This window comes from Micromonospora sp. NPDC049275, from assembly GCF_043197115.1.
GTDB lineage: Bacteria > Actinomycetota > Actinomycetes > Mycobacteriales > Micromonosporaceae > Micromonospora.
Map to the genome: position 1 here is coordinate 145,526 of NZ_JBICSN010000001.1, position 20,765 is coordinate 166,290.

Below are 20,765 nucleotides of genomic sequence, written 5' to 3' on the forward strand. Positions count from 1 at the left end.
GGAATCACGGTGTCAGCACCGCGTGCAGGTGTTGCCGGTCCTCGACGGGCAACCCGAGTGCGTGATCAATGTTGGCCAGCAGTCGGCTGCTACGCGCGGGTCGCGTCGGGTCCAATCGACGCGCATTGCACGCCGTTGGCCCGCCGCGAGCCGCAGCGCTTGACCGGATCTACGGACGGCGCCGGGCCTCGGTCGTCAGGCCGCACCCGGCAGTCCGGTGGAGCAGAGCCTGAAACAGGCCGATTTCGAACAACGGTCTCTTCAAGTATCGGTTGCTGTTCGGGGTGGGCAGGGACCCGTCATTAGCCGGGCTACCTCAGGGTTGCGTGGAAGGTGTTCCGGTGTCGTTGGTGGCGTGGCCACGCTCGAGGATCAGCACGCAGGAGAACAGGCCCGGCCGGGTGCCGGACACTTGTTCGCGCGCGGAGAGGAGTTCACCGGTGCCGGGGTTGATGATGAGCTGCGTCGTGGAGCCGTCGGCGGTCACCGTGAAGCCGAGGCCGGCCCGTCCGGCGAGGTCTGTTTGCTCGCCTTGATAGGCGATGTTCGGTACGGCGGCTAGGACGCGCAGAGTGGCCTGGCGCTGGTCCTGGTTGAGGTATTGATGGATGGCGAGGCCGGTGACGCCGTGGACGAGCATTCGCGGGTAGGCGGGCCTACCGGCCAGTTCGCGCGGGGCCAGCGCGCTGGCGAGCGCGGTGGCGTCGGTGGGCAGCGGTTCGGTGAGGTACGGCTTCAGGGCGCCCGCCAGGTATGGGGTGGTCGTCTTTTGGGCTGTTGCGAATTGGCCGTGCTCGGCCCGGGTCGGGCGGTGGGCGAGGCCAGGCACGTCGGGGAGCCGGCGGGTCACCTCGCGGCCGGAGTCGTCGGCGTCGCGGCGCCAGCGCCTAAGGTCGGTGCGGGTGATCTTGTTGGTGGCGCGGGTCCACGACTGGGTGTGCAGGTAGGTGTAGGGCAATCCGGTGGCGGCGTCGGCGGGGGTGCTGCCGACGTTCCCGGCGAGGGCCATCAGGCGTTGGTGCGGGGTGAGGGCGGGATCCGTGGCGGCCGTTGGAGGCGTCGTGGTGCTTTGCTGCCGTGGTGCTTCGGACGCAGGTTGCGGGTGGTCTTGGCCGGCGGGGGTGCTTGATTGGCAGGCAGTGAGCAGGACTCCGAGAGCGCTCGCAGTCAGCAGGTGGGCGAAGGCAGCCCGTCGGGGCATGGGCATCGTGGTACTGATTCCTCGCTGGATCGGTAACTGGTCAGAGGCTGTCGCTGGCCGGCTTCGGCATTCAGACGGCCCGGCTTTGGTGTCGTCGGTGGCAGTTGGGACGTAAGCGCGCGTACGCCGCTCCTTGTGTTTCCGTTGGCTGTAGGCGCTAGGTGGCATTGCGGAGCAGGTTGGTCAGTGCCTGTTGGCCGCGGTTGGTGAGCATGGCCGTGAGGGAACGCCGGTGTGGCACCTGCCGCAGGTGTCCGTCGGCGAGCAGCACGTTGAAGGTGTCGCGGACGGTGCCCTCCGAAGTGCCCTCTGGAGAGGTGTCCACCATGGCGGCCAGCTCACGCACCGTCCATGTCCGCGTGGGATCCTCGAGCAGCGTCGTGTAGATGCGGCGCCGCTTGCCCGCCATCGACCTACCGTCCGAGCGCAATTTCTCACCGCCTGGTCAGATTGGCCTGCCGCGCAGGACAGGGTCACGGTCACTGGGCGATGTGTCGGTCGCGATAGGCGTCTCCTCATCGGCTGGTCGGAGACGTCGGCGGGTAAGCCGATGGTGGCCGCGGCGAGCCACCCGGCGTTATGCCGACCGGCGTGCGTGGTCGCCGGCTTCGGGGAAGTCAGCATCAGGTGGTCATGCGGGCGTGGAGGGTGACGTTGCTGCCGGCGCGTAGCAGGACCCCCGGGTCCTGCATGAGTCTCTCGAATTGGTCGAGTTCGGCCTTGGTAAACCCGACAGTGCCGGTGAGCTGATCCCGCAGGTGCCGGGCGGCGTGGCGGTAGAGGGCGCATCCGGGACCGCCGCCGCGGATGGTCTCGGTGTGGGTGGTGGCGCACACCTGGTCCATACCCAGGGCGACGAGTAGCCCGATGGTGGCGTCGGTCGAGGGAGAGGCCGCCGGAGACGGAGTGAGAGCGTGGATCGCCCGGATAACCAAGTCGATGACGGTGGTGCCACCCGGGACAGCGCTGTAGACGATCGGCGGGGCGACGATGGTGCCGGCGAGGATGAGCCAGCCTTCGGAGCGGAGCAATGCGGTCATCGGTGCGATCGCGTCGAGTTGGTCTGGCTGACGGTGGGCGAGCACAATGTCAAAGCCGCGTGGATCAGCGGGTAGATCCGTCCCGCTTGGAGCGTCGACGGCGGTGAGGTGTCCGCTCGGGCCGACCAGCCGGGACACGTGCGCGATGTCGGCGGCGCCGGTGAGGTCCAAGACTCGGTGCCCGGTGCTGACGTTGACCCGGTCCAGTTGGTCGGTCAATAGTCGCGTGAGTGTTGTTTGTGCCGCTGTGCGCCATTGCTGTCCGCCGATCGGCGCGTCGGTGTCGTTGTTCTGATCAGCGTGGCTAGTGCTGTGAGTCAAGGTGTTGAGCTCCCCTTGGTGAGTGCCGCCGCGATGTCGTGCGGCGGGTCGTCGATTCCGGCCGGGTGGCCGTGGCGTTGGTCGACGCAGGTGGCACGCATGCGGTTCAGTTCTTGGCGCAGGCGCGGGCCGTCGCGGTGGCCTGGGTGCGCGGCGCGGTGCTCGGCGACGGCCCGGGCGAGGAGTTGGCGCGCTTGGGCGCAGTGCCCGTCTTGATAAAGGGCGAGCGCGAGAGTCGCTTGGGCGGCGAGGGTGGGCAATGCCCGGGGGCCGTCGGCGGAGGTGTGGTGGCGGATGAGATCGCGGTAGCAGTCGGCCGCTTCGGGGAGGTTGCCAGTACGGCGGTACGCGGCGGCGAGGACCTTAAGCGCGGCAGTCGCCTCCGGTGACGTGGCACCGCGCAGACGACGTAGGGATCGGTGCGCCCACCCGGCCCATGGCATCGCGGCGTTGGGGTCGCCGTCGGCGAGAGCGAGTTCTGCGAGTAACGCGGCAGAGTTGGCAGTGGCGACGTCCAGGGCGGAGCTGTCATCGGTGGGGTCGGTGTGCAGCAGGCCGGTGTGCAGAACCTCGATGGCGCGTGCACGATCACCATGATTGGCGCGAGCACGGGCATAGTTGAGCCGTTGAGCCGGGGACATCCGCGGTCCGACGAGCTGCCGCGGGTTGGACCGCCACGTGAAGTGCAGATCGCTGGGCGAGGCACCGACTGCGACCCGGTGAATGCCACCGGGGGCGTACGCGGCAGCGGCATCGATCTTGTCCTTGGGCACGAGGTGCGGGGCGCGGTGCAGCACCGCCCGGGCGACCGCGTCGCGCAGCGACTGCGCCGGCACGGGTGCCCGGCCGCAGGCCGGCATGCACAGGTAGACCGGCGGGCACTTGGGAAGCTGCACCAGGATCATCGGGTGGTGGCAGTCATGGCAGGTCACCAGTCCCGGCGGGACTGGTGCGGCTGGCACCGCGCGGGCTCGGGCCACCCACTCGTCGATCGTGGCCGATGACAAGCCGCGCTCGCGGGCCACCTCGGTAATCGCATGGTGCAGGTCGTGCTCGGCGGCGCGCTTGAGCGTCGCGGCGACCGCGTCGGCAACGAACGCCGGCGTCCATGGGGTAGCCGGTGAGGTCCGCGACGGCATGGCCTGTTCCTTCCCTGATCAGGTGGTTCTCGCGGTTGACAAGCCACTCGGTGCTGGCCATGAGGGCGTTGCCTGGGTGCAGACGGCGCGGTGGTTTTCACCGGCGGGCGTCTGAGCGATGTTCGTGACGCGGGCGCGAATGGGATCGCCTTTGCGCAGGTAGCGGGCGGCGATCGTCGTGGCGGCGGCGAGGCAGCGGTGGGCGACGTCGTGCCACCCGCAGTCGCGGTAGAGGCACGCGAGTTGTGTGAGCGTTTTCAGGCTGACCGGCGCTTCGGGTCCGTGCCGTTCTGCGGCAGTGGTGTAGACGTCGGCAAGGTCTCGGATTGCCTTCTCACAGCGGCCGACGCGGTGGTGCGCCTCGGCCATGCCGGCGCGGGCGTACAGGGTCCGCTCGTGGCTAGCGCCGAGTTCGGCGGTGGCGAGGTCGACCAGGTCGCGGTAGGCGGTGACGGCTTGGTCGGCGTGTCCGGTCAGCGCGGCCAGGGGTGCCAGCATCGCCGTCGCGTCGAGGCGCTCCGCGGAATGATTGCTGCGGTGAGCGAGCGTGTGGGCGTAGACCGCCCACTGGTAGGCGTCATGGAGATCACCGAGCGTCTGTCGTTCGGCGGCGTGGTCGATTGCCCTGCGAGCGGGCGTCTGGGAGAGCCCTCGCGCTGGTTGCGGTGCCCGGGGCATCGTGAGGTGCACGGTTATTCCCTTGCGTTAGTCGACGGGCTGGCGGGGACTGTGGGGCTAGGCGCGAGCCGCCGCCAGGTGCCCACTCACGTCGGTGTGCCTGCAGTGGCGGCCGGGCGCTGAGGTTTCGTTCTGGCGCGGGCGCGCTAGTGGGCGGGGGCTTGGGCGATGGTGGAGGTGAACTGGTAGGAGCGCAGCACCACCATCGGGTCGGCCATCAGCTCGGCGAAGCGGTCCAGGTCCTCTTCCGTCGCACCGTCGACCAGCAGCTGGTCGGCCAGTTGGTGGACGTTGTCGGCGTAGAGCTGGCAGCCGGGGCCGCCGCCGGTCCAGGTGCGGGCGGTGGTGCGGGCGTGTACGTGGTTCATCCCGGCGTGCAGCAGCAGGGAGGCTGCCCTGTCGCCCCAGTGCAGGTCGACGCCCTGGCTGGCGAGGACGTCGAGGACGCGGTGCACAACGGTGGCGAGTAGTTCCGCGTCTTCGGGGGAGGGCGCGCGGTGCACCCACATGCGGGAGTAGACGATATCGCCGAGGACGAGCCATCCGCCCGGCTTCAGTAGGGACATCATCTCGTCGAGCACATCGGTTCGGTTGGCAAGCGGCGCCAGCGCGCAGCGCGCATTGATCAGATCGAACGGCGCGGCTTCGGCGGGTAGTTGCAGCCCGTGGCGCAGGTCGCGTTCGTAGACGTGGACGATCGCGGTGGGGTCGAGCAGTTTCGCGTTGCTGTCCACGGCGACGACACGACCCGACGATCCGACCAGGCCGGCGAGGTGACGCGTGAGCGAACCGGCTCCGGCGCCGACATCGAGGACGCGCTGCCCATCCTTGATCCCGATGCGGGTGAACTCGCGTGTCGTGATCGGGTCGAACACGTTCGGCAGGTCTCGGGGCGGCGTGCTGCTGTAGAACTGGTGGCGCTGGTGGGTGGACGTCATCGGTTCCTCCTGGTTCAACCCTGGTTCGCGAGAACGCTAGTGGCGCTGTGGGTCCAACGCAGCTCGACGGATTCAGGGCTCTGGACGAGTGCCTGCTCGACAAGCCGGATCAGGTGTTGGCGTAGGTCGGCTCGGGTGGACTCCTGCCATCGCTGGTAGGTAATGAGTGGCCGGGTGGCCGAGGTGCGCCGGTCGTAGGCGGCGGCGAAGCCGACAACGAGCGCTTCCAGATGCGCCGCGTCGTACAGGACCCCAGGGCAGAAGCAGACATAGAACCGGCGACGCGGGGCAGCGGCGTAGGGCTGGAGGTACTGCTCGCAGGTGGTGCAGCGGGCCAGGTCGGTAAGCAGCCAGAGGCTAGTGTCGTCGTCGTTCACGATGTCACCGCCTTTGCCTGCTTGAAGGGGGGTGGGGTGGTCGGCGGCGCCGTTCGGGTCGGCGACGCCAACCACCCACCGCCGCCCGCGCTGGATGCTCGGACGGCGGCCCTGCACCTGGTGGGGCCGGATCCGCCAGGTGCAGGGGCGTACGCGAGGCGCCGAGGTCGCCTCGCCGGGCTGCGGACGGTGGCGCTGGCGGTCATCGTGGGGATCCCGTGGGTACGGCAAGCACGTCGTGCAGCCGGTCGGGATTGGCACGCAGGTCTGCTGTGGGGGCGTGCAGGGCGATGGTGCCCCGGTCGAGGACGGCGACGTCGTGCGCGATGTCGAGGGCCAGGGCAAGATTCTGCTCGGCGAGCAGGACAGCGCTACCGGTCGCGGCGAGGCTGGTGATGATTTCGGCGAGCTGGCCGACGATGGCGGGGGCGAGGCCTTCGGAGGGTTCGTCGAGCAGCAGCACCTGCGGCCCGGCGAGCAGGGCGCGGGCCAAGGCGAGCATTTGCTGTTCGCCGCCGGAGAGTTGGTGGGGCCGGTGGTGACGGCGCTCGGCCAGCGCGGGAAACAGGTCGAGGATCTGCCGTGCGGTGATGGTGCGGGTGCGGCCGGGCTGCGGTCGGGGCAGCGCGAGGTGCTCGGCGACGGTGAGTCCCGCGAACAGGCGGCGTCCTTGTGGAACGAGGCCGATGCCGGCGCGGCAGCGGCGGCGGGCATCGAGTCCGATTACCAGTCGGTCGTGCAGGAGGATCTCGGTGCCCGGCAGGGCGGGGTGTAGGCCAGCAATGGTGTTGATCAGAGTGGTCTTGCCGGCGCCGTTGCGGCCGACGACGGCGCTCACCCTCCCGGCCTGCACATCGAGGGTGACGCCGGTGAGCACGGGTGCGCCGTGGTGCCCGGCGCGCAGGTTGCGCACCCGCAGGACGGGCGGCGCAGCTGCGGGCGAGTTGGTGGTGACCCCCGGCGTTGTGGGCACGTGGTTGGTGGAGTCTGCCTCGGCGAGGTACACGCGGCGCACGTCGGGGTGGGCCCGCACTTCGCTGGGGATGCCGGTGGTGAGGTGTTGGCCGTGGTGCAGGACAGTGACGGTGTCGGCGACTGCGGTGACGAAGTCGAGGTTGTGGTCGACCAGCAGCACGGCGATGTCGTTGGGCAGTGCGCGGATCAGCTCGGCGAGGCGGGTGACCTCGGTGCTGGCGAGGCCGGCGGAGGGTTCGTCGAGCAGGAGCAGTCGCGGCTGCGCGGCCAGGGCGACGGCGACTTCGAGGCGGCGTTGGTCGCCGTACGAGAGCTGGCTGGTGGTCCGCTGGGCTTGCTCGGCCAGCCCTACCCGGGCCAGGGCGTCCAGGGCCGCCGCCGACGCGCGGGGCCGCAGGCGCAGAGTGGCCACGTGCTGCCCGGGCACGGCGAGTAGCACGTTCTGCGCGACGGTCAGCGGCCGGGCGAGGGCGGGATGCTGCCAGGTGCGGGCGATTCCGGCGCGGGCGCGGCGGTGGGCCGGCCAGCGGTGGATGTCGTGTCCGGCGTAGTGGATGCGCCCCGACGTCGGGCGCAGGGTGCCGGCGATCAGGTGCAGCAGGGTGCTCTTGCCGGCGCCGTTAGGTCCGATGAGCGCGTGCCGGGCCCCCGGGTGCAGGTCGAGGCTGACCTCGTCGACGGCTCGGCGGGCGCCGTAGGCGCGGCTGACGGTGTCCAGTCGCAGCAGCGGTGTACTCATGTCCGCTCCCGATCGCGTCGGGTGACAAGCCCGGCCAGCCGGTGTCGGGGCAGGTAGGCCAGGGCGAGGAAGCTCAGGCCGAGCAGGGTGCTCCCGTGGCCGCTGAGCAGGCCGCCAGCCCAGTCCCGGGCGGCCACGAGGAGGATCGCGGCGGCGCAGGCGCCGATCATGCTGCCGGACCCGATCAGCGCGGCGGCGAGGGCGATCGCGGAGATACCCAAGGCGGCGTCAGCGGGCGAGACGTAGCGGGTCACCGCAACGAGCAGCGCGCCGGCCGCGCCAGCGATCGCCCCGGCAAGGGCGTACGCGGCGAGAAGGAGTCGACTGGTGTGGTGGCCGGTGGCTTGCACGCGGGGCTCGTGGGCGGCGATGCCGCTCAGGAGCAAGGCGAAACGGGTGCGGGCGATGACGATGACGGCGGCGCCAATGATCAGGGTGCAGGCCAGGACGTACAGGTACACCCAGCCGGGCCGGACCATCGGTGCCAGGCCGGGCAGCGCCACCACCGGTGAGGTGTGGGTGCCCTCGCTGCCACCCGGCGCCCACTGACCAGCGGCAGCGTTCACGAGTTCACCGAGCCCGAAGGTAACCATGAGGAAAGTGGTGCTTCGGACCCGCACCGCGAGCACGCCGGTCACGGCCGCAGCGACGGCCCCGGCGGCGCTCGCCGCGAGCAACTGAACCGGACCGAGACTGGTCACCGTGGCGAGGGTCGCGGCGGTGTACGCGCCGACGACGAGGTACGCGGCCTGCCCCAGCGGTGGTTGCCCGGCCAGCCCCACCAGCACCTGCGCGCTCATCGCGAGCACGGCCATCACCAGGGCGGTGGCGGCGAGCGAGACGACGTAGGCGTTGACCATCCACGGCAGCGCCACGGCCGCCACGATGACGATCCCCGAAGCGACGGGTATCAGGCGCGCCGCCCGGCCGACGGGTCGGTGTTCCGTCGTGGCGGTGTTGGGTGCGGGTGTGAGGGTGGTGGTCACGCAGGCCGTCCCGCAAGCGAAGGGCGGTGCCGGACGGTGAGGGCGACCAGCATCGCGGCGGCAAGGACAAACGCGGCGGCGCCAGGAACGAGAGCAACGCCGAGAGTGAGGATTTGTCCGACACCGAGGGCGGCGAGCAAGGCACCGCGGATGCTGCCGAGGCCGCCGACCACGCAGACGATCAGCGAGTAGACCAGGATCGTGGTGTCCACGCCGGGGGCCGGGCCGATAACCGGGGCGCCGAGCACGCCGGCGGTGACCGCGAGGACTCCCCCACCGACCAGCACGGCGGCCCTAGTCGTGCGGGTGCGTAGTCCGGTGGCGGCGGCCATGGCGGGGTCGGCGACCACGGCCCGCACGACCGCTCCCGTGCGGGAGCGCTCGACGAGCCAGAACAGCAGCACCACGATCAGGGCGGCGACCGCGATGAACCCCAGCCGGTAGACCGGGTACTGGTAGCCGCCGAGGCTGACCGACCCGGCGAGCGCGCGGGGTGGGTCGACGGAGCGCGGTTCGGCGCCGAACACGGTGCTGAACTGGTCGGCGGCGATATACGCCAGCCCGAGGGTGGCGAGCACCTGGTCCAGCGGCCGGTCCGTGAGGGGGCGCACGGCTGCGGCGAGGCCCGCGCCCCCGAGTGCGCCGATCAGGATCGCGGCGGTGAGGGCCAGGCCGAGGCCGGTCCAACCGCCATCGGCGAGGTGCCAGGCGAGGTACGCGCCAGCGAGGTAGAGGGTGCCGTGGGCCATCGAGAACACCCCGGCCACGCCGAAGATCAGCGTGAGTCCGGCCGCGATGACGAACAGCAGCAGTCCGTACGCGACCCCGTCCACCGCGGTAATCGTGTAGGGGTTGACCAGCCCGCTCAGGCCCACGGCACTTCTCCTTCCGAACGCAGGTCAGGCGGAGGCGAGGCACCGGCCGATGGTGGTGTGCATCAGATAGCCCGACAGCATCAGCTCCGGATCCATCAGCACCTCCCGCAGCTCGACCAGGTCGTCAAGGCTCATGCCGGCAGCGACCAGCTCAGCCTCGCGCTGAATCGAGTTGGAGTGGTGCAGCCGGCAGATGCCGGTGCCGCCGCGCCACGAGCGGGACTCGATGCGGCTGTCAACGTCGACCAGGCCGAGGCGCAGCATCACCTCCGGCGCCCGCTGCGCCCAGCCCATGTCCGCCCCACGGGACTCGCCGAAGGCGAGCAGGGCGTCCTGGAACCGCTCGATCAGCTCGGTGGCCCGAGGGCTGGGGCTGCGGCGGATCATGTCCCGCCAGGTGCAGTCCCAGTCCGCCACCACCATCGCGCCGCCCGGGGCGAGAGCGCGCGTCAGGTCGGCGAGGACCTGCTCCCGCTCCGGCAGGTGCATCAGCACCAGACGGGCGACGATCGCCTGCTGCGACCCCTCAAGCTCCATTTGACGGATGTCGCCGGTCCGGACGGTGACATTGGGGCCGCCGGGGATGTATCGGGGGTCGAGGTCCACGGCGGTGACGTGCCCGTCCGGGGCGACCTGGTCGGCCAGCCAGGTCGTCAGCGTGCCCGCCCCGGCGCCGATCTCCGTGACCTTCCAGCCCGGCCCGACCCCAAGCTCGAACAGGGTCCGGCGAGTGCCAGCGTCGAGGATCACAGCGAGGTGACGAAGCTGGTTGGCGGCCTCGTCCGTGGCGTTGTCGAACATGTACCCGGCCTGCTGCTCACCGGTCGTCGTCGCGCTCATAGTGTCTATGCCTTTCGGAGTCAGGAACCGAGGGTGGTGAGCGTCTGCACGGTGCGGTTGACCCACACCTGCCCGTCCTGGGCCACTTCCCGCAGGTAGTACGCCTGCACAGGGGTGTGGTTCGTCGGCCCGAACTGCCAGGCGCCCCGAGGAGAATCGATCGACCCCACCCGCGGCAACGCCGCGGTGAGCGTCTGCGAGGTCAGCCCGGTGGCCGCCCCACTCGCGGCGGCGGACGACGCAGCCGGGCGGCTGGCAGCCGGGCTGCCGCTCGGTGCAGGGCTGCTGGAGGCGGATGCGGTGCCGGTGGTGCTGGGTGTAGTCGCGGGGGCATCAGGCTGAGCGAGCGCTTCCGAGATGGCCCTGTCCAACACGAGCGCCGCGTCCCACGCGCAGACGTGGTACACGTTCGGCAGCTTCCCGTCGTTACCTGCGGTGAACCGGCGAACGAAGTCTCTGTTGGCCGCGTTGTCCAGCGTCGGCGAGTAGTTCAGGGCGGTGTAGATACCCTTGGCCTGCTCCTTCAACGCCGCCAGTGGCGCGCCTTCGGTCAGGAAGCCCGAGGCGTACAGCGGCGTGGTGATGCCGTACTGGCGGTACTGCTTGACGAACTCGATCGCGGACGCACCGGCGTAGAAGGTGTAGACGGCCGCCGGCTTGGCCTCCTTGATCTTCGTCAGGTACGGGGAGAACTCGGTCGTCGGCGCCGGCGCCCACGGCGTCCACGTCGGCTCTCCACCCGGGTTCGCCAACTGCCCACCCGCCTTGCGAAAGGCGGTGACGAAACCACCGATCTGATCACGACCGCCGATGTAGTCCGGGCCGATCACCCACACCCGGCCGTTGCCGACCGTCGTGCGCAGGTAGCCGGCGATCGACGCGCCGGTCTCCTGGCTCAGCCACGACGTCGACCACAGATAGGTCGGGTCGGCGATCGTGGAGGGCCGCCCACCCATGCCGATCAGCGGCACCTTCGACTCGTTCAGCAGCGGATACAAGGTCTGCACCGTGTCGGCGGTCCCCCCGCCGACGAGGGCAAGGACTTTGTCCTGCTCGATGAGCTTGCGCGCCGACGCGAGCGCGGTGGCCTTGCCGTCGCCCTCGTCGGCCTCAATCACCTTCACGGGTCGACCACCGAGCTTGCCGCCCAACTTGTCCAAGGCCAGCCGCCACCCCGCGGCCTGGTCATCACCGATCGCCTTGTAGGGCCCGCTCTTCGGCACGATCAAGCCGATGCGGATCTCGGTGGCGGTGGTATCCGCGTCGCTGAGACTCGATCCGGCGCAGCCGGCGACAACGAGCAGGGTGGTGGCAGCGATGACGGCGATCGCCGCTCGCCAGCGATGGTGCCGGCGGCCGTTTGGTTGAGGAGTCACGAGAGTCGACGTCCTTCCGTTCTGAGGGGATGGTGCGAGGGCCGTGCGTGGTGCTGGGGTGGTACGACAGGGCTGGCCGAGCGGTGCAGGACGGCCAGGACGGAGGCGGGTTCCGTGGCGTCGCAGGTCAGGACCGGCACCTGCGCGCTGACCTGTAGGGCATCGCGGATCTCGTGGCGGTTGCGGGTGCCGCCGAGCGGCCGGTTGATCGCGACCAGGTACGGCAGATCACGGGCGTCGAGGTAGTCCATCGCCGGATAGGACACCGGCAGGCGGGTGGTGTCGACCAGCACGACCGCGCTTGTGGCGCCCAGCGCGAGGTGGTCCCACATCCACCACCAGCGCCGCAGCTCCGGCGTCACGTGCAGGACAACGGTGGCGCCGGTAGACAGGGTTGCGTAACCGATCTCTCCGACCTCTCCCGGCTGGCCGGGTAGCGTCGAGCGGCCACGCTGAGCGGCCCGCAGAAAGCAGGACTTGCCCACACCCGCGCCGCCGGTCACCAGCACCTTGACCGTCGGGGCGGCACGTCCGATCACGCCCGAGTCCGCGCTCATGCTCATCGCCGCCCGCACGCCGGCTCAGCCGGCCGTTCGCGGCCCTGGCCTGACCGCGTCGCCGATGCGCGTCGCCATGGTGGCCAGCTCGTAGGCGACCTGCGACGGGTCGCAGTCGATGCGAGCGAGCGCCGCCAGAGACGACCCGTCGGGCACCTGCTGCACGACGAGGATCCCGTCTCGCATCGTCAGCATCTGGAAGTGCACGCCGCCGGTCTGCAGCAGGTCGGTGGCCCCGCGCGCCAGACTGACCAGGCCGGACACGATCGCCGCGAGTTGGTCACCGCGGTCGGTGTCCAGCGCATCGGTGCTGGCCAGCAGCAGGCCGTCGCCGGATACCGCGACGACGTGGGCCACTGCGGGTATCTGGTTGGCCAGAGTGTTCAGAACGGTGGACAGCTGCGCATTGCGAGCAGTAGTGGCGAGGCTCATCGGCGTTCTCCTGTCGAGAGGGGGGCAGTGGACGGCGCGGCTCGCAGGCCGCGCATCGTGCCGGCGACCTGCGCCCGGATCGCCGCCGGGTCGATCTGCACGTAGGGCTCCGAGGGGGTCCGCTGCGCCGGGAGGCCACCGGGGACGACGTGCGCCTGGGGACGACGTTTAGGCAGACCGGAGGGAGTGCGTCCATCGGTTGCTGGTTCGGCGGCGGACGCCGCCGCTTGCCAGCCCGCGTCGGCATCGGTGCTGAAGCCACGCTCGTCGCTGCGGGGCGGCCACAGCCATGGCGACTGGGCTGCCATCGCCTGAAACATCGGTGGATCGGGCGGTCGCGGCGCGCCGACCGGCAAGGACATCGGGCCCCGCTGGCGGGGCACGGGCGGCAGCTCCATCGTCGCGTCCGTTTGCGGGGGTGCTGGGGGCGCCGGCACCAACGGGGTCTGCCTGGTCGGACCGGTCCAGCCAGTCCCCGTCCACGGCGCCGCGACCGGATGAGCGGCCGGCGCGGGAGCAGGCCGCGTCGGGCGTTGGATCTGGCTCGGTACGACGATCTCGCGTACGTGCACCCGGGTGACGTATTCGGCCGGCACTATGACCTCGGCGGTGACGCCGGTCGGCTGGGTAGCACCTAGGCGTACCCGCACCCCGAACTCGGCCGCCAGCCGGGAAATCACGACCAAGCCCATCTGGTCAGTGACCGCAACCTCCATCTCCGGGCTCGCCAACACTGCGTTGGCACGGGCGAGTTGCTCCACACCCATCCCGAGACCGGAATCGGTAACAAGGATCTGCACGTCATGTCCCAACCACCCCGCGAACACCCGCACCTGCGCGGCAGAGAACCGGGTCGCGTTGTCTAGCAGCTCCGCGAGGATCGACTTCACGGCGTCAACCGCGCGGGCATCGACCTCGACCTCGACCAGTTGCTCCATCGTGATTCGGACGAAGCCCTCGATCTCCGACAACGCGGCGTTGACCAAGTCCGCGAGCACCACCGGATGCGGCTGTGACTGGCCTGGGCCACCACCGGCAACGATCAGGAGATTCGCCCCAAAGCGGCGCAGCCGGGTCGCCTGCTGGTCAGCGGCGAACACCATCTCCAACCGATCCGGGTCTTCCTCGTCACGCTCGAGACGATCGATGCTGCCGAGCAGTTGATCGGTCAGCGCCTGTACTCGCCGGCCGACAGAGGTGATCATGGCGCTGACCAAGGCGCGTCCCCGTGCCTGCCCCACCGCCGCGTCTACCGCCGCGGCCAACACCAGGTTGAACGCGTTCGCGACCTGCCCGACCTCGTCCCGGCCGACAACCGGCACCGCCACTCCATCGGTGCCCTCGGCCAGCCGCTGGGCCGCCGCCGGATCCGATGTCGCCCGCAGCCGCGCTACCAAGGCTGGCAGTTCCACGTCCGCGACTCGGCGTGCGCCCTGCTCTAGCGACGACAACTGCGCAACCAGCGAACGGGCCACGCGCACCGCCGTCACCGCGGCGACCAGCAACATCACCATCAAGACCGCGGCTTGCACCGCCGCCGCGCGCACCTGGGCCATCCACAGGTCATCAGCGGCAGCCGCGATGTCAGCGTTTACCGCTGCCTGTACCTGGGCCAACAGGTCTGCCCGAGTGGTCATCACCCGGCTCCATTGCTCGGCGCCGCCCGGAAGCCGTACCGGCTCATACACGCCGGTGCCGGAGACCAGCCCGTCCAGGCGCACCGCGGCGAGGACGTCCGCGCCGGTCAACGTCCGCCCTAACCGCGCTTTCCATGACGGGCGCGCCAAGGCGTCGAACTCGCGCAGCGCCTCGTCCTGGCCGGACCGGGCGGCCACAATCTCCGCGTGCAGCGCCGGGGTCAACCGGCGCGCCGCCACTGCCTGCAACACCGCCACCTGCTGCTGACCCACCGCCTCACGGGCCCGCGACACCGCCGCCGACGCCCGCATCTCATCCGCCAACTGCGGTTCGACACCGCTCTGCGCCACCGCCGACAGCAGATCACCGAGATCAGCGAGAACGACCCGGTACCCGAATGCCACGGCGGACAGCGCCACCGGGCCGTCTCCGCGCACCCGCTGCCGCTGCGCCTGCACATCCGCCAACCCGGCGTCAGCGCGGGCCAGGACAGCGCGCACGCCCCCGGGCGGGTCTTCGAGTTCTCCTCGCAGAAACCGAAATCGGGAGATCGCCTCATCGGCGCGCTGCACGGCCCGCTCGAAATCCGCTGGCGTCACCTTCGACCCCGGCAGCAGCAGACCCACTGCGGTAATCCGCTCCGCCTGCAGTCGCTGAGTCACCTCGGTCGCCGACGCACCGACGGAGAACAAGTCCCCGGCCCCCTCGGCGGTCCGGGCTTCCCCCACGGAGGACCACAGTCCGAAGCCCGCCGACACCATCGCGACGAGCACAGTCGGCAGCACGATCAGCGCGGCCTTCCACCGCACCGACATATCCGCCAACCGGCGGCCCACTCTGACCCGTGAGACCCGCATCGCACCGCCACTGGTCGCGCTCACACCGCCGCCCGACTGTCCGTGGATGCGGCCCGGCAGCCACGCCTGCTCCACGCCGTGTCACGGGGCGAGCGCCGCCCGGTCGCCGACAGGGTCGCCGTAGCAAGCGCCTGCTCGTTGACGGGTCTGCCGGCGGAGAGTTGCCGGCCGGTCGACACCAGCAGCTGCGGCGCGATGGCCAAATGCGCCACCAGCGGCGTGATCAGCAGAGGCATGAACCTCCTGGCAACAGGCACGGCGAACCTTCCCTCGGTGAGTTGGTATCGCTGGCTGGTGTGTACAGCGCAGCAGCGGCGGTGACGCCGGCATAGAGCGACCTAAGACGAGATCGATCAATGTCGGCCAGCCCTGCCAAGCAGTTTTGACAATCCGCCAACATTCCCGGCATCAGCAATATCCGTCGAAGATGAATGTCAGCGGATTGTCGGAACTGGATGACATCCCTTATCGACACCACCGGTGACGCCTTTTGATGTTTGAGTCACCGCCCGCGTCGACTGAGCAGGCGATGAGGGACCGCAGCCGCGATGCGGCGCGACGGTCCGTCGTGTCCACGACCCCCTTGGGAGGGCATGCACCATGACCAGTTCATCCATGCCAGAGGTCGACGAGGTTGGCCGTCGCGCTGCCGAGATCCTCGACAAGATGCAGGAGCACCCGGCCTACGGCCGGCTGCAGAGCTCGTCGATGAGGTACTCCACCTGCTGGGCCACGTTCACCGGCTACCCGGCTATCAGCCGTTGGTCGTTGGAGCGCGATGCCGCTCCGCTGCTGGACGAAGCGCTGCGCGTGCTGGCGCTCAAAGCAGCGGTGTTCGACCTTTCCGGGGGTGACGAGCGCGCCGCTGAACTGCTGGTGCCGGCGCCGGTGGACGAGATGATCCACGCCGTGCTGGCCCAGTTCACGCTGATGACGCGCCTGCAGCTTGACTTGGGCGTCGTGTTCCCCCATGCCACCGAGTTGGAGGAGTTCACCTATACCCGCGGCGGCATCACCGACGCCTACTACGCCGCCGCCGGGTGGGGAGAGCAACCACTGCGGTACTGGCTGGACTCGGCCGAGGTAAACCGACGTCTCAACCTGCTCAACGAGCACTACCAGGCGGCCGGCCTCGGCCGCGACGGACGCAGCCACGACTTCGACTTCGACCCCAACGAGCCGGTCGGCGCCGGGGTCAGCGGTTAGCCAACTCCACTGATAGCACCCGCCGCAGGGCCGTCACCGCCTTCTTCGCTCCGAACCGTTCGGCGGCAAGCCGCTCGGCGCGGGCAACAGCGGCGAAGATCCCTTCGGCGGGTGCCTGCCGCAAGACGGCTACGAGCCAGCCTTCCAGGTCCACCACGTCGGCGGGCATCTCCAGCGCCGCCGCCGTCGGCGTCGGTCGGGGCGCCTGATCGGGGACTAGTTCCCCCTGCGAGGCGTACCGGCCGGCGGGAAGGCCCACCCGGAACGGATGAACGCAGACGGCGACCCCGTCCGCGGTTGCCCGCCACCCGAGCGCAGGTCGGTACGCGAATTCGGGTCCCGGCCGGTCGATGACATCGAACTGGCCCGGCCCCAACTGCTGAGCCGGACACACCACGCAGGTCTGTTCACACCACTGCGGAAGGGGCCCCGACATGCCGCCGATCGTACGGCAATCAGGAGGTACCAGGGTATGACGGTCTTATCGCCTCCCCGCCCCGCCGCCATCGACCGCGCCCTCCGCGACGCTCGAACCTGGTGCGCGGGACACACCATCGACGACCGACCAGCCCTGGTCCACGCGCTGCGCGTCGCAGTGACCATCGGGCAACACGTCCCCGCCCCAGCACAGGACGTCATCATCGCCGCGCTCCTACACGACGCACCGGAATTCGCCCCGACAGAGCGGGACGTCTACCAGACCCTCACCGCTGGCTACGGGACCGAGGTCACCCGGATCATCGCCGCCCTTCAGGTCGAACACCGCGCCCTTGACGAACCCGACCCGCCCATCCGCGTCGACGACCAACCGGTGCTACTTGCCTCCACCGCCGACAAGATTGTCGCCCTGACCTCGCTGCTACGCCGGGCCCAAAGCACGGGCAACGCACCGGACTTCTTTGACCGGCGCCCGGTGCTGTGCGGGCTACTGCCGCACTTCCGGGCCTTCCAACACGCCGCACATCCTCAGCTGCCCGCCAGCATGTCGGCGCATCTCGACGCCGCCCTCACGCCGCTCGAGCGCGCCACTGCTGCTGCACAGCGAGTGGGTGCGCGGTGAGCAGCGACAAGCTCGACGAGCAGCTCTGCACGCAGCTACGAGGCGACCTGCTCGCCGCATCACGACGAGTACCGACGCGGCGACACATCATCCAGACATGGGAGCTGTCCTCGGTAGAGCGCTGGTTCTTCCTCGATAGCAGCAGCTTGATCTGCAAAATCGCCACCACACCGTTTACCGGCGAAGCGACCGTCCTTCGCGCGCTCAACAACCAGCAAGCCCCAGTCCCGCTGCTGAACGGCTACACGATGCGCCCCGACGGGGTGGGCATGCTGATGGAAGACCTGGGCGAGGCGAGCCGGACCGCGACGTTCGCGGAGGCTGCCGCCACGGCCCGATGGGTTCACGCCACTGCGGCCATCCCCAACCTCCCGGCCTTCGACGAAGCGGGCCTGGCGCGGCTACCAGAGCAAGGACTCGACGCGTTAGACGAGCTCCGTCGACAAGGGCGCTTCACCCACGACGCGAAAGGGATCGAAGCGGTGCTGCAGCGACTCGCCGCCGCCGCACAACACAGAGCCGACGGTGCCGAGCGACCACCGTTCGGACTGTGCCACGGCGAATTCCACCGCACGTCGCTGCACGTCAGCCGCACCGGCTGCCGCCTCGTCGACTGGGCCAAAGCATTCACCGGACCGGGCCTACTCGACCTGGCCACCTGGTTCGGCACCCGCACACCCACCGAACCCCGACTCCTCACCAAACTCATCCACGCCTACGTCGCCGCAGGCGGCCATCCCGACGCCGAAGCCGACCGGGGCGGGCTTCCCGCTGCCCGATGGGCGCTGGGCTGGCACCGCGTGTGGGCTGCCTGGTGGCTGCTCACTACCGCCGCCGCTGGCCACCACCCTGCCTCCGCCGATCGGCGCCATACCCAAGTCGTCCTCCGGCAACTCCAGGGCGCAGTGGACCTGTTTGGAGCACCGCCGCCCATTAGCGCTAGCCGCCCATCACTTACTACAGGAAGATCCTCGTGAAGCGCCTCGTCGTCGACACCCACGCCTCGTCCTGCTACTTCCGCACCTCCGTCGGAGGCAACGGGCGCAAGGCCTTGGTGCAGATCACCGAACGCTGCAACCTGCACTGCGCCCACTGCTTCGTGTCCTCGACCGCAGCCGGTTCCGACCTGTCCCGGGTCGACTTCACCACCCGCGTGCTGCCGCGGCTGCTCGACGCCCGCGTCGAACGCCTCACGCTCACCGGGGGCGAGCCCTTCGTGCACCCCAACCTGATCGCCATGTGCCAGGCAGTAGCCGACCGAGGACTACCGCTGGGCATCTGCACCAACGCGACGCTGACCCGCGACGCCGACATCGACGCCCTGGCCGCCCTCGGCAACGTACACATCAACGTGTCCTTCGACGGATTCCGGCCCGAAAGCCACGGCAAATTCCGCGGCGACCGGTCGTCGTTCGACACCACCGTCGCGACCACCCGCAAGTTCGCCGACGCCGGCTTACTCAAGGGCCTGCTGTCCACGCCCAACGCGCTGACCACGCCCGAGGAGTTCGCCGATCTGTGCGCGTTCGCCGTCGACGTCGGCGCCGAATACGTGCTGATGAACCCGCTCTCCTCCTTCGGCCGAGGAGTGAAAAGCCGCAGCAAGCTCGCCGCGACCACGACTGCCATGGACGCGATCCGGGCGGTGACCGACCGTTTCGCTGACCAGCTCGATCTCGTGCGCATTCGCTTCCCCAACGACAACCTTCCGCTGGGTGGTTGCGACGCCGGCAAGCTGATCTACGTCTTCGTTGACGGGCAGGTCGCCGTCTGCCCCTACCTGGTCTTCGCCGCCCGCACGCCCGCCTCAGCGCACCGCGACACCGAGTTCCTGACTGGCAACATCCTCGACGGGGAGGCCGCTCCCAGCCTCGACGCCTACGACTTCCACACCCGCTACCGGCTCGGCGCCAACCCGACCTGCGGCTCCTGCCAAATGGCCGGGCAGTGCGGCAAGGGCTGCCCGGCCGCGGTCGTCGCCGCAGGTGGTCGCATCGGCGACGTCGACACCGAGCAGTGCCCCATCACCGCACCCAGCGGCCGTCGCCTGCTGCCGCTGTCGCCATCGAAGGGGTGAGCAGTCTGTTCATCGCCGTCGAGGGCCCGAATGGCGTCGGCAAAACCACGATCGCCCGCCTCCTGGCCGACCGTCTCGCCGAACACGGATCGACCGGGGTCCACCTGACCGGCGAGCCCACCCGCACACCCCTGGGCCAACTCCTGCGTCGGCAGGAGTCCTTCCTCCACGGCAAGGCCCTGGCCCTCGCCCTGGCCGCCGACCGCGCAGCGCATATCGAAACAGAGATCATCCCCCGCCTCGACGACGGACTGCACGTCGTCACCGACCGGTATGTCGCCTCCTCACTGGTGCTGCAACGCATCGACGGGCTCGACCTCGGCGAGATCTGGTCCTACAACCGCTACGTCCTACCCGCCACCGTCATCTACCTCGAAGACCACCCAGAGGTCATCCGCACCCGCCTGGCAGCTCGGCCACACCTCACCAGGCTGGAGCTCGCCGGCTCACCCGAGAAGGAGCTCGCCCTCTACCGCGAGGCGGCAACCCACCTGCACCGGCAGCAGTGGCGCCAACACGTCGTCGTCTGCCACGGCCACACCCCCGAGCAGGTCGTGGACACTATCCTCGACCTGCTACCCGCCGACGGCCCCTGACCAGCGAGGCTCACCGTGCTGTCCATCCTGACGATCAACGTGCAGGCCGCCGCGCTCGCACGCGCGCAGAACCTACTGACCTGGCTACTCCAGCGCGACGACCACCTGATCATCCTGACCGAAACCAGCAACGGACCCGGCACCCGGCACCTGCTCACCGGCCTCCGCGCGGCCGGGATGTCCGTCACCCACCAGCCCTCACTCGACGGCGACCGAGGCTGCGCTATCGCCAGCCGCATCACGACCCGGCCCGCCCCAGACCTCACCGCCGGACTCAGCCTGCCCGGCCGCGCCCCCGCCGTCACCCTCGACACCCACCCCAACATCACGATCCTCGGCCTCTACGTCCCCTCCAGCGACCGAGCACCAGCCAAACTCGCCAAAAAACGAGCCTTCCTCACCACCGTCACCGACGCCCTGATCCGGCTATCCGCCGACGACCGCGCACACCTGATCGTCGGCGGGGACTACAACGTCATCAGCCGCGACCACCAACCCCGCTACCCCGGCTTCCAATCCTTCGAGTACGAATTCCTCGACGCCCTCGCCGCGCTCAAGCTCACCGACGTCCACCGGACCCTGCACCCGGACGAGCAGGCGTACAGCTGGATCGGTAGAAATGGCAGCGGCTACCGCTTCGACTATCTCCACGTCGGCGCCGCGCTCATGCCTACGGTGGTGTCCAGCACCTACCTACACCAGCCCCGCCAGGCGAAGCTCACCGACCATGCGGCACTCACCGCCTCCCTCAACGTCACCCCGCGCGCCGTTGCCGAGCGGCTAACTACTGCCGTGCCAGCACTGTTCTAAACAGTGTCGGCCTCGAATACCGTCTGCGGTCATCGCCGAGTCCGCTT

The 20,765-nt window shown here is 69.7% G+C and carries 23 protein-coding genes; 6 read left to right on the plus strand and 17 right to left on the minus strand.

The features are described 5' to 3' along the window. Positions 1–316: 316 nt before the first annotated feature. The 16 genes from ACGFIE_RS00700 to ACGFIE_RS00775 form a co-directional block, all read right to left on the minus strand. Positions 317–1,009: a hypothetical protein gene (locus ACGFIE_RS00700; RefSeq protein WP_393289603.1), complete on the minus strand. Its 693-nt coding sequence runs from the start codon at positions 1,007–1,009 to the stop codon at positions 317–319. Between the two features lie 349 nt (positions 1,010–1,358). Further along, positions 1,359–1,610 carry a hypothetical protein gene (locus ACGFIE_RS00705; RefSeq protein WP_393289605.1) on the minus strand — a complete coding sequence of 84 codons (252 nt, stop codon included), beginning with the start codon at positions 1,608–1,610 and terminating at the stop codon, positions 1,359–1,361. A 214-nt stretch (positions 1,611–1,824) separates the two neighbouring features. Further along, on the minus strand, positions 1,825–2,562 hold the full coding sequence (locus tag ACGFIE_RS00710) for a hypothetical protein (protein ID WP_393289607.1): 738 nt from the start codon (positions 2,560–2,562) through the stop codon (positions 1,825–1,827). Beyond that, positions 2,559–3,701, minus strand: a complete 1,143-nt coding sequence (locus ACGFIE_RS00715) for a tetratricopeptide repeat protein (RefSeq protein ID WP_393289609.1) — start codon at positions 3,699–3,701, stop codon at positions 2,559–2,561. The genes ACGFIE_RS00710 and ACGFIE_RS00715 overlap by 4 nt, the downstream gene beginning before the upstream one ends. An 18-nt stretch (positions 3,702–3,719) precedes the next feature. Continuing rightward, positions 3,720–4,391: a hypothetical protein gene (locus tag ACGFIE_RS00720; RefSeq protein WP_393289611.1), complete on the minus strand. Its 672-nt coding sequence runs from the start codon at positions 4,389–4,391 to the stop codon at positions 3,720–3,722. Between the two features lie 134 nt (positions 4,392–4,525). Further along, positions 4,526–5,317: a methyltransferase domain-containing protein gene (locus ACGFIE_RS00725; RefSeq protein ID WP_393289613.1), complete on the minus strand. Its 792-nt coding sequence runs from the start codon at positions 5,315–5,317 to the stop codon at positions 4,526–4,528. A gap of 14 nt (positions 5,318–5,331) precedes the next feature. Next, a complete protein-coding gene (locus tag ACGFIE_RS00730; RefSeq protein ID WP_393289615.1) occupies positions 5,332–5,694 on the minus strand; it encodes a hypothetical protein in 363 nt (120 codons plus the stop codon). A gap of 202 nt (positions 5,695–5,896) precedes the next feature. Then, positions 5,897–7,408 (minus strand): ATP-binding cassette domain-containing protein, encoded by a 1,512-nt coding sequence (locus tag ACGFIE_RS00735; RefSeq protein WP_393289617.1) that lies wholly within the window; start codon positions 7,406–7,408, stop codon positions 5,897–5,899. Continuing rightward, the gene (locus tag ACGFIE_RS00740) at positions 7,405–8,394 is read right to left on the minus strand and encodes a branched-chain amino acid ABC transporter permease (protein ID WP_393289619.1); all 990 of its coding nucleotides are present in this window, start codon (positions 8,392–8,394) and stop codon (positions 7,405–7,407) included. The genes ACGFIE_RS00735 and ACGFIE_RS00740 overlap by 4 nt, the downstream gene beginning before the upstream one ends. Then, on the minus strand, positions 8,391–9,269 hold the full coding sequence (locus tag ACGFIE_RS00745) for a branched-chain amino acid ABC transporter permease (RefSeq protein WP_393289620.1): 879 nt from the start codon (positions 9,267–9,269) through the stop codon (positions 8,391–8,393). The genes ACGFIE_RS00740 and ACGFIE_RS00745 overlap by 4 nt, the downstream gene beginning before the upstream one ends. 24 nt (positions 9,270–9,293) lie before the next feature. Further along, complete coding sequence (locus ACGFIE_RS00750) at positions 9,294–10,109, minus strand: class I SAM-dependent methyltransferase (protein ID WP_393289622.1); 816 nt, start codon at positions 10,107–10,109, stop codon at positions 9,294–9,296. Between the two features lie 20 nt (positions 10,110–10,129). Continuing rightward, positions 10,130–11,485: an ABC transporter substrate-binding protein gene (locus tag ACGFIE_RS00755; protein WP_393289623.1), complete on the minus strand. Its 1,356-nt coding sequence runs from the start codon at positions 11,483–11,485 to the stop codon at positions 10,130–10,132. Continuing rightward, complete coding sequence (locus ACGFIE_RS00760) at positions 11,482–12,042, minus strand: hypothetical protein (RefSeq protein WP_278124655.1); 561 nt, start codon at positions 12,040–12,042, stop codon at positions 11,482–11,484. The genes ACGFIE_RS00755 and ACGFIE_RS00760 overlap by 4 nt, the downstream gene beginning before the upstream one ends. 24 nt (positions 12,043–12,066) lie before the next feature. Continuing rightward, entirely contained in the window at positions 12,067–12,474 is a 408-nt protein-coding gene (locus ACGFIE_RS00765; protein ID WP_393289625.1) for a roadblock/LC7 domain-containing protein, read from the minus strand. Then, positions 12,471–14,969: a nitrate- and nitrite sensing domain-containing protein gene (locus tag ACGFIE_RS00770; protein ID WP_393291231.1), complete on the minus strand. Its 2,499-nt coding sequence runs from the start codon at positions 14,967–14,969 to the stop codon at positions 12,471–12,473. The genes ACGFIE_RS00765 and ACGFIE_RS00770 overlap by 4 nt, the downstream gene beginning before the upstream one ends. Positions 14,970–14,989: 20 nt before the next feature. Further along, a complete protein-coding gene (locus ACGFIE_RS00775; protein WP_203147232.1) occupies positions 14,990–15,205 on the minus strand; it encodes a hypothetical protein in 216 nt (71 codons plus the stop codon). Between the two features lie 379 nt (positions 15,206–15,584). Between ACGFIE_RS00775 and ACGFIE_RS00780 the strand changes: the two genes are divergently transcribed. After that, complete coding sequence (locus ACGFIE_RS00780) at positions 15,585–16,175, plus strand: hypothetical protein (protein WP_393289627.1); 591 nt, start codon at positions 15,585–15,587, stop codon at positions 16,173–16,175. Here ACGFIE_RS00780 and ACGFIE_RS00785 read toward each other — a convergent pair. Continuing rightward, positions 16,165–16,611 (minus strand): hypothetical protein, encoded by a 447-nt coding sequence (locus ACGFIE_RS00785; RefSeq protein WP_278124660.1) that lies wholly within the window; start codon positions 16,609–16,611, stop codon positions 16,165–16,167. The two genes, ACGFIE_RS00780 and ACGFIE_RS00785, sit on opposite strands and share 11 nt — an antisense overlap. A gap of 36 nt (positions 16,612–16,647) precedes the next feature. Here ACGFIE_RS00785 and ACGFIE_RS00790 point away from each other — a divergent pair, with 36 nt between their 5' ends. From ACGFIE_RS00790 to ACGFIE_RS00810, 5 genes are read left to right on the plus strand one after another with little or no spacing between them, the layout of a single operon-like run. Beyond that, positions 16,648–17,235 carry a metal-dependent phosphohydrolase gene (locus tag ACGFIE_RS00790; protein ID WP_393289629.1) on the plus strand — a complete coding sequence of 196 codons (588 nt, stop codon included), beginning with the start codon at positions 16,648–16,650 and terminating at the stop codon, positions 17,233–17,235. Further along, entirely contained in the window at positions 17,232–18,212 is a 981-nt protein-coding gene (locus ACGFIE_RS00795; protein ID WP_393289631.1) for an aminoglycoside phosphotransferase, read from the plus strand. The genes ACGFIE_RS00790 and ACGFIE_RS00795 overlap by 4 nt, the downstream gene beginning before the upstream one ends. Beyond that, a complete protein-coding gene (locus ACGFIE_RS00800) occupies positions 18,209–19,312 on the plus strand; it encodes a radical SAM protein (RefSeq protein ID WP_393289633.1) in 1,104 nt (367 codons plus the stop codon). Before ACGFIE_RS00795 ends, ACGFIE_RS00800 begins: the two co-directional genes overlap by 4 nt. Further along, positions 19,309–19,908, plus strand: coding sequence for a dTMP kinase (tmk, locus tag ACGFIE_RS00805; RefSeq protein WP_393289635.1), 600 nt, complete (start codon positions 19,309–19,311; stop codon positions 19,906–19,908). Before ACGFIE_RS00800 ends, tmk begins: the two co-directional genes overlap by 4 nt. Positions 19,909–19,923: 15 nt before the next feature. Beyond that, positions 19,924–20,718 (plus strand): endonuclease/exonuclease/phosphatase family protein, encoded by a 795-nt coding sequence (locus ACGFIE_RS00810; protein WP_393289637.1) that lies wholly within the window; start codon positions 19,924–19,926, stop codon positions 20,716–20,718. The last annotated feature ends 47 nt before the right edge of the window (positions 20,719–20,765 follow it).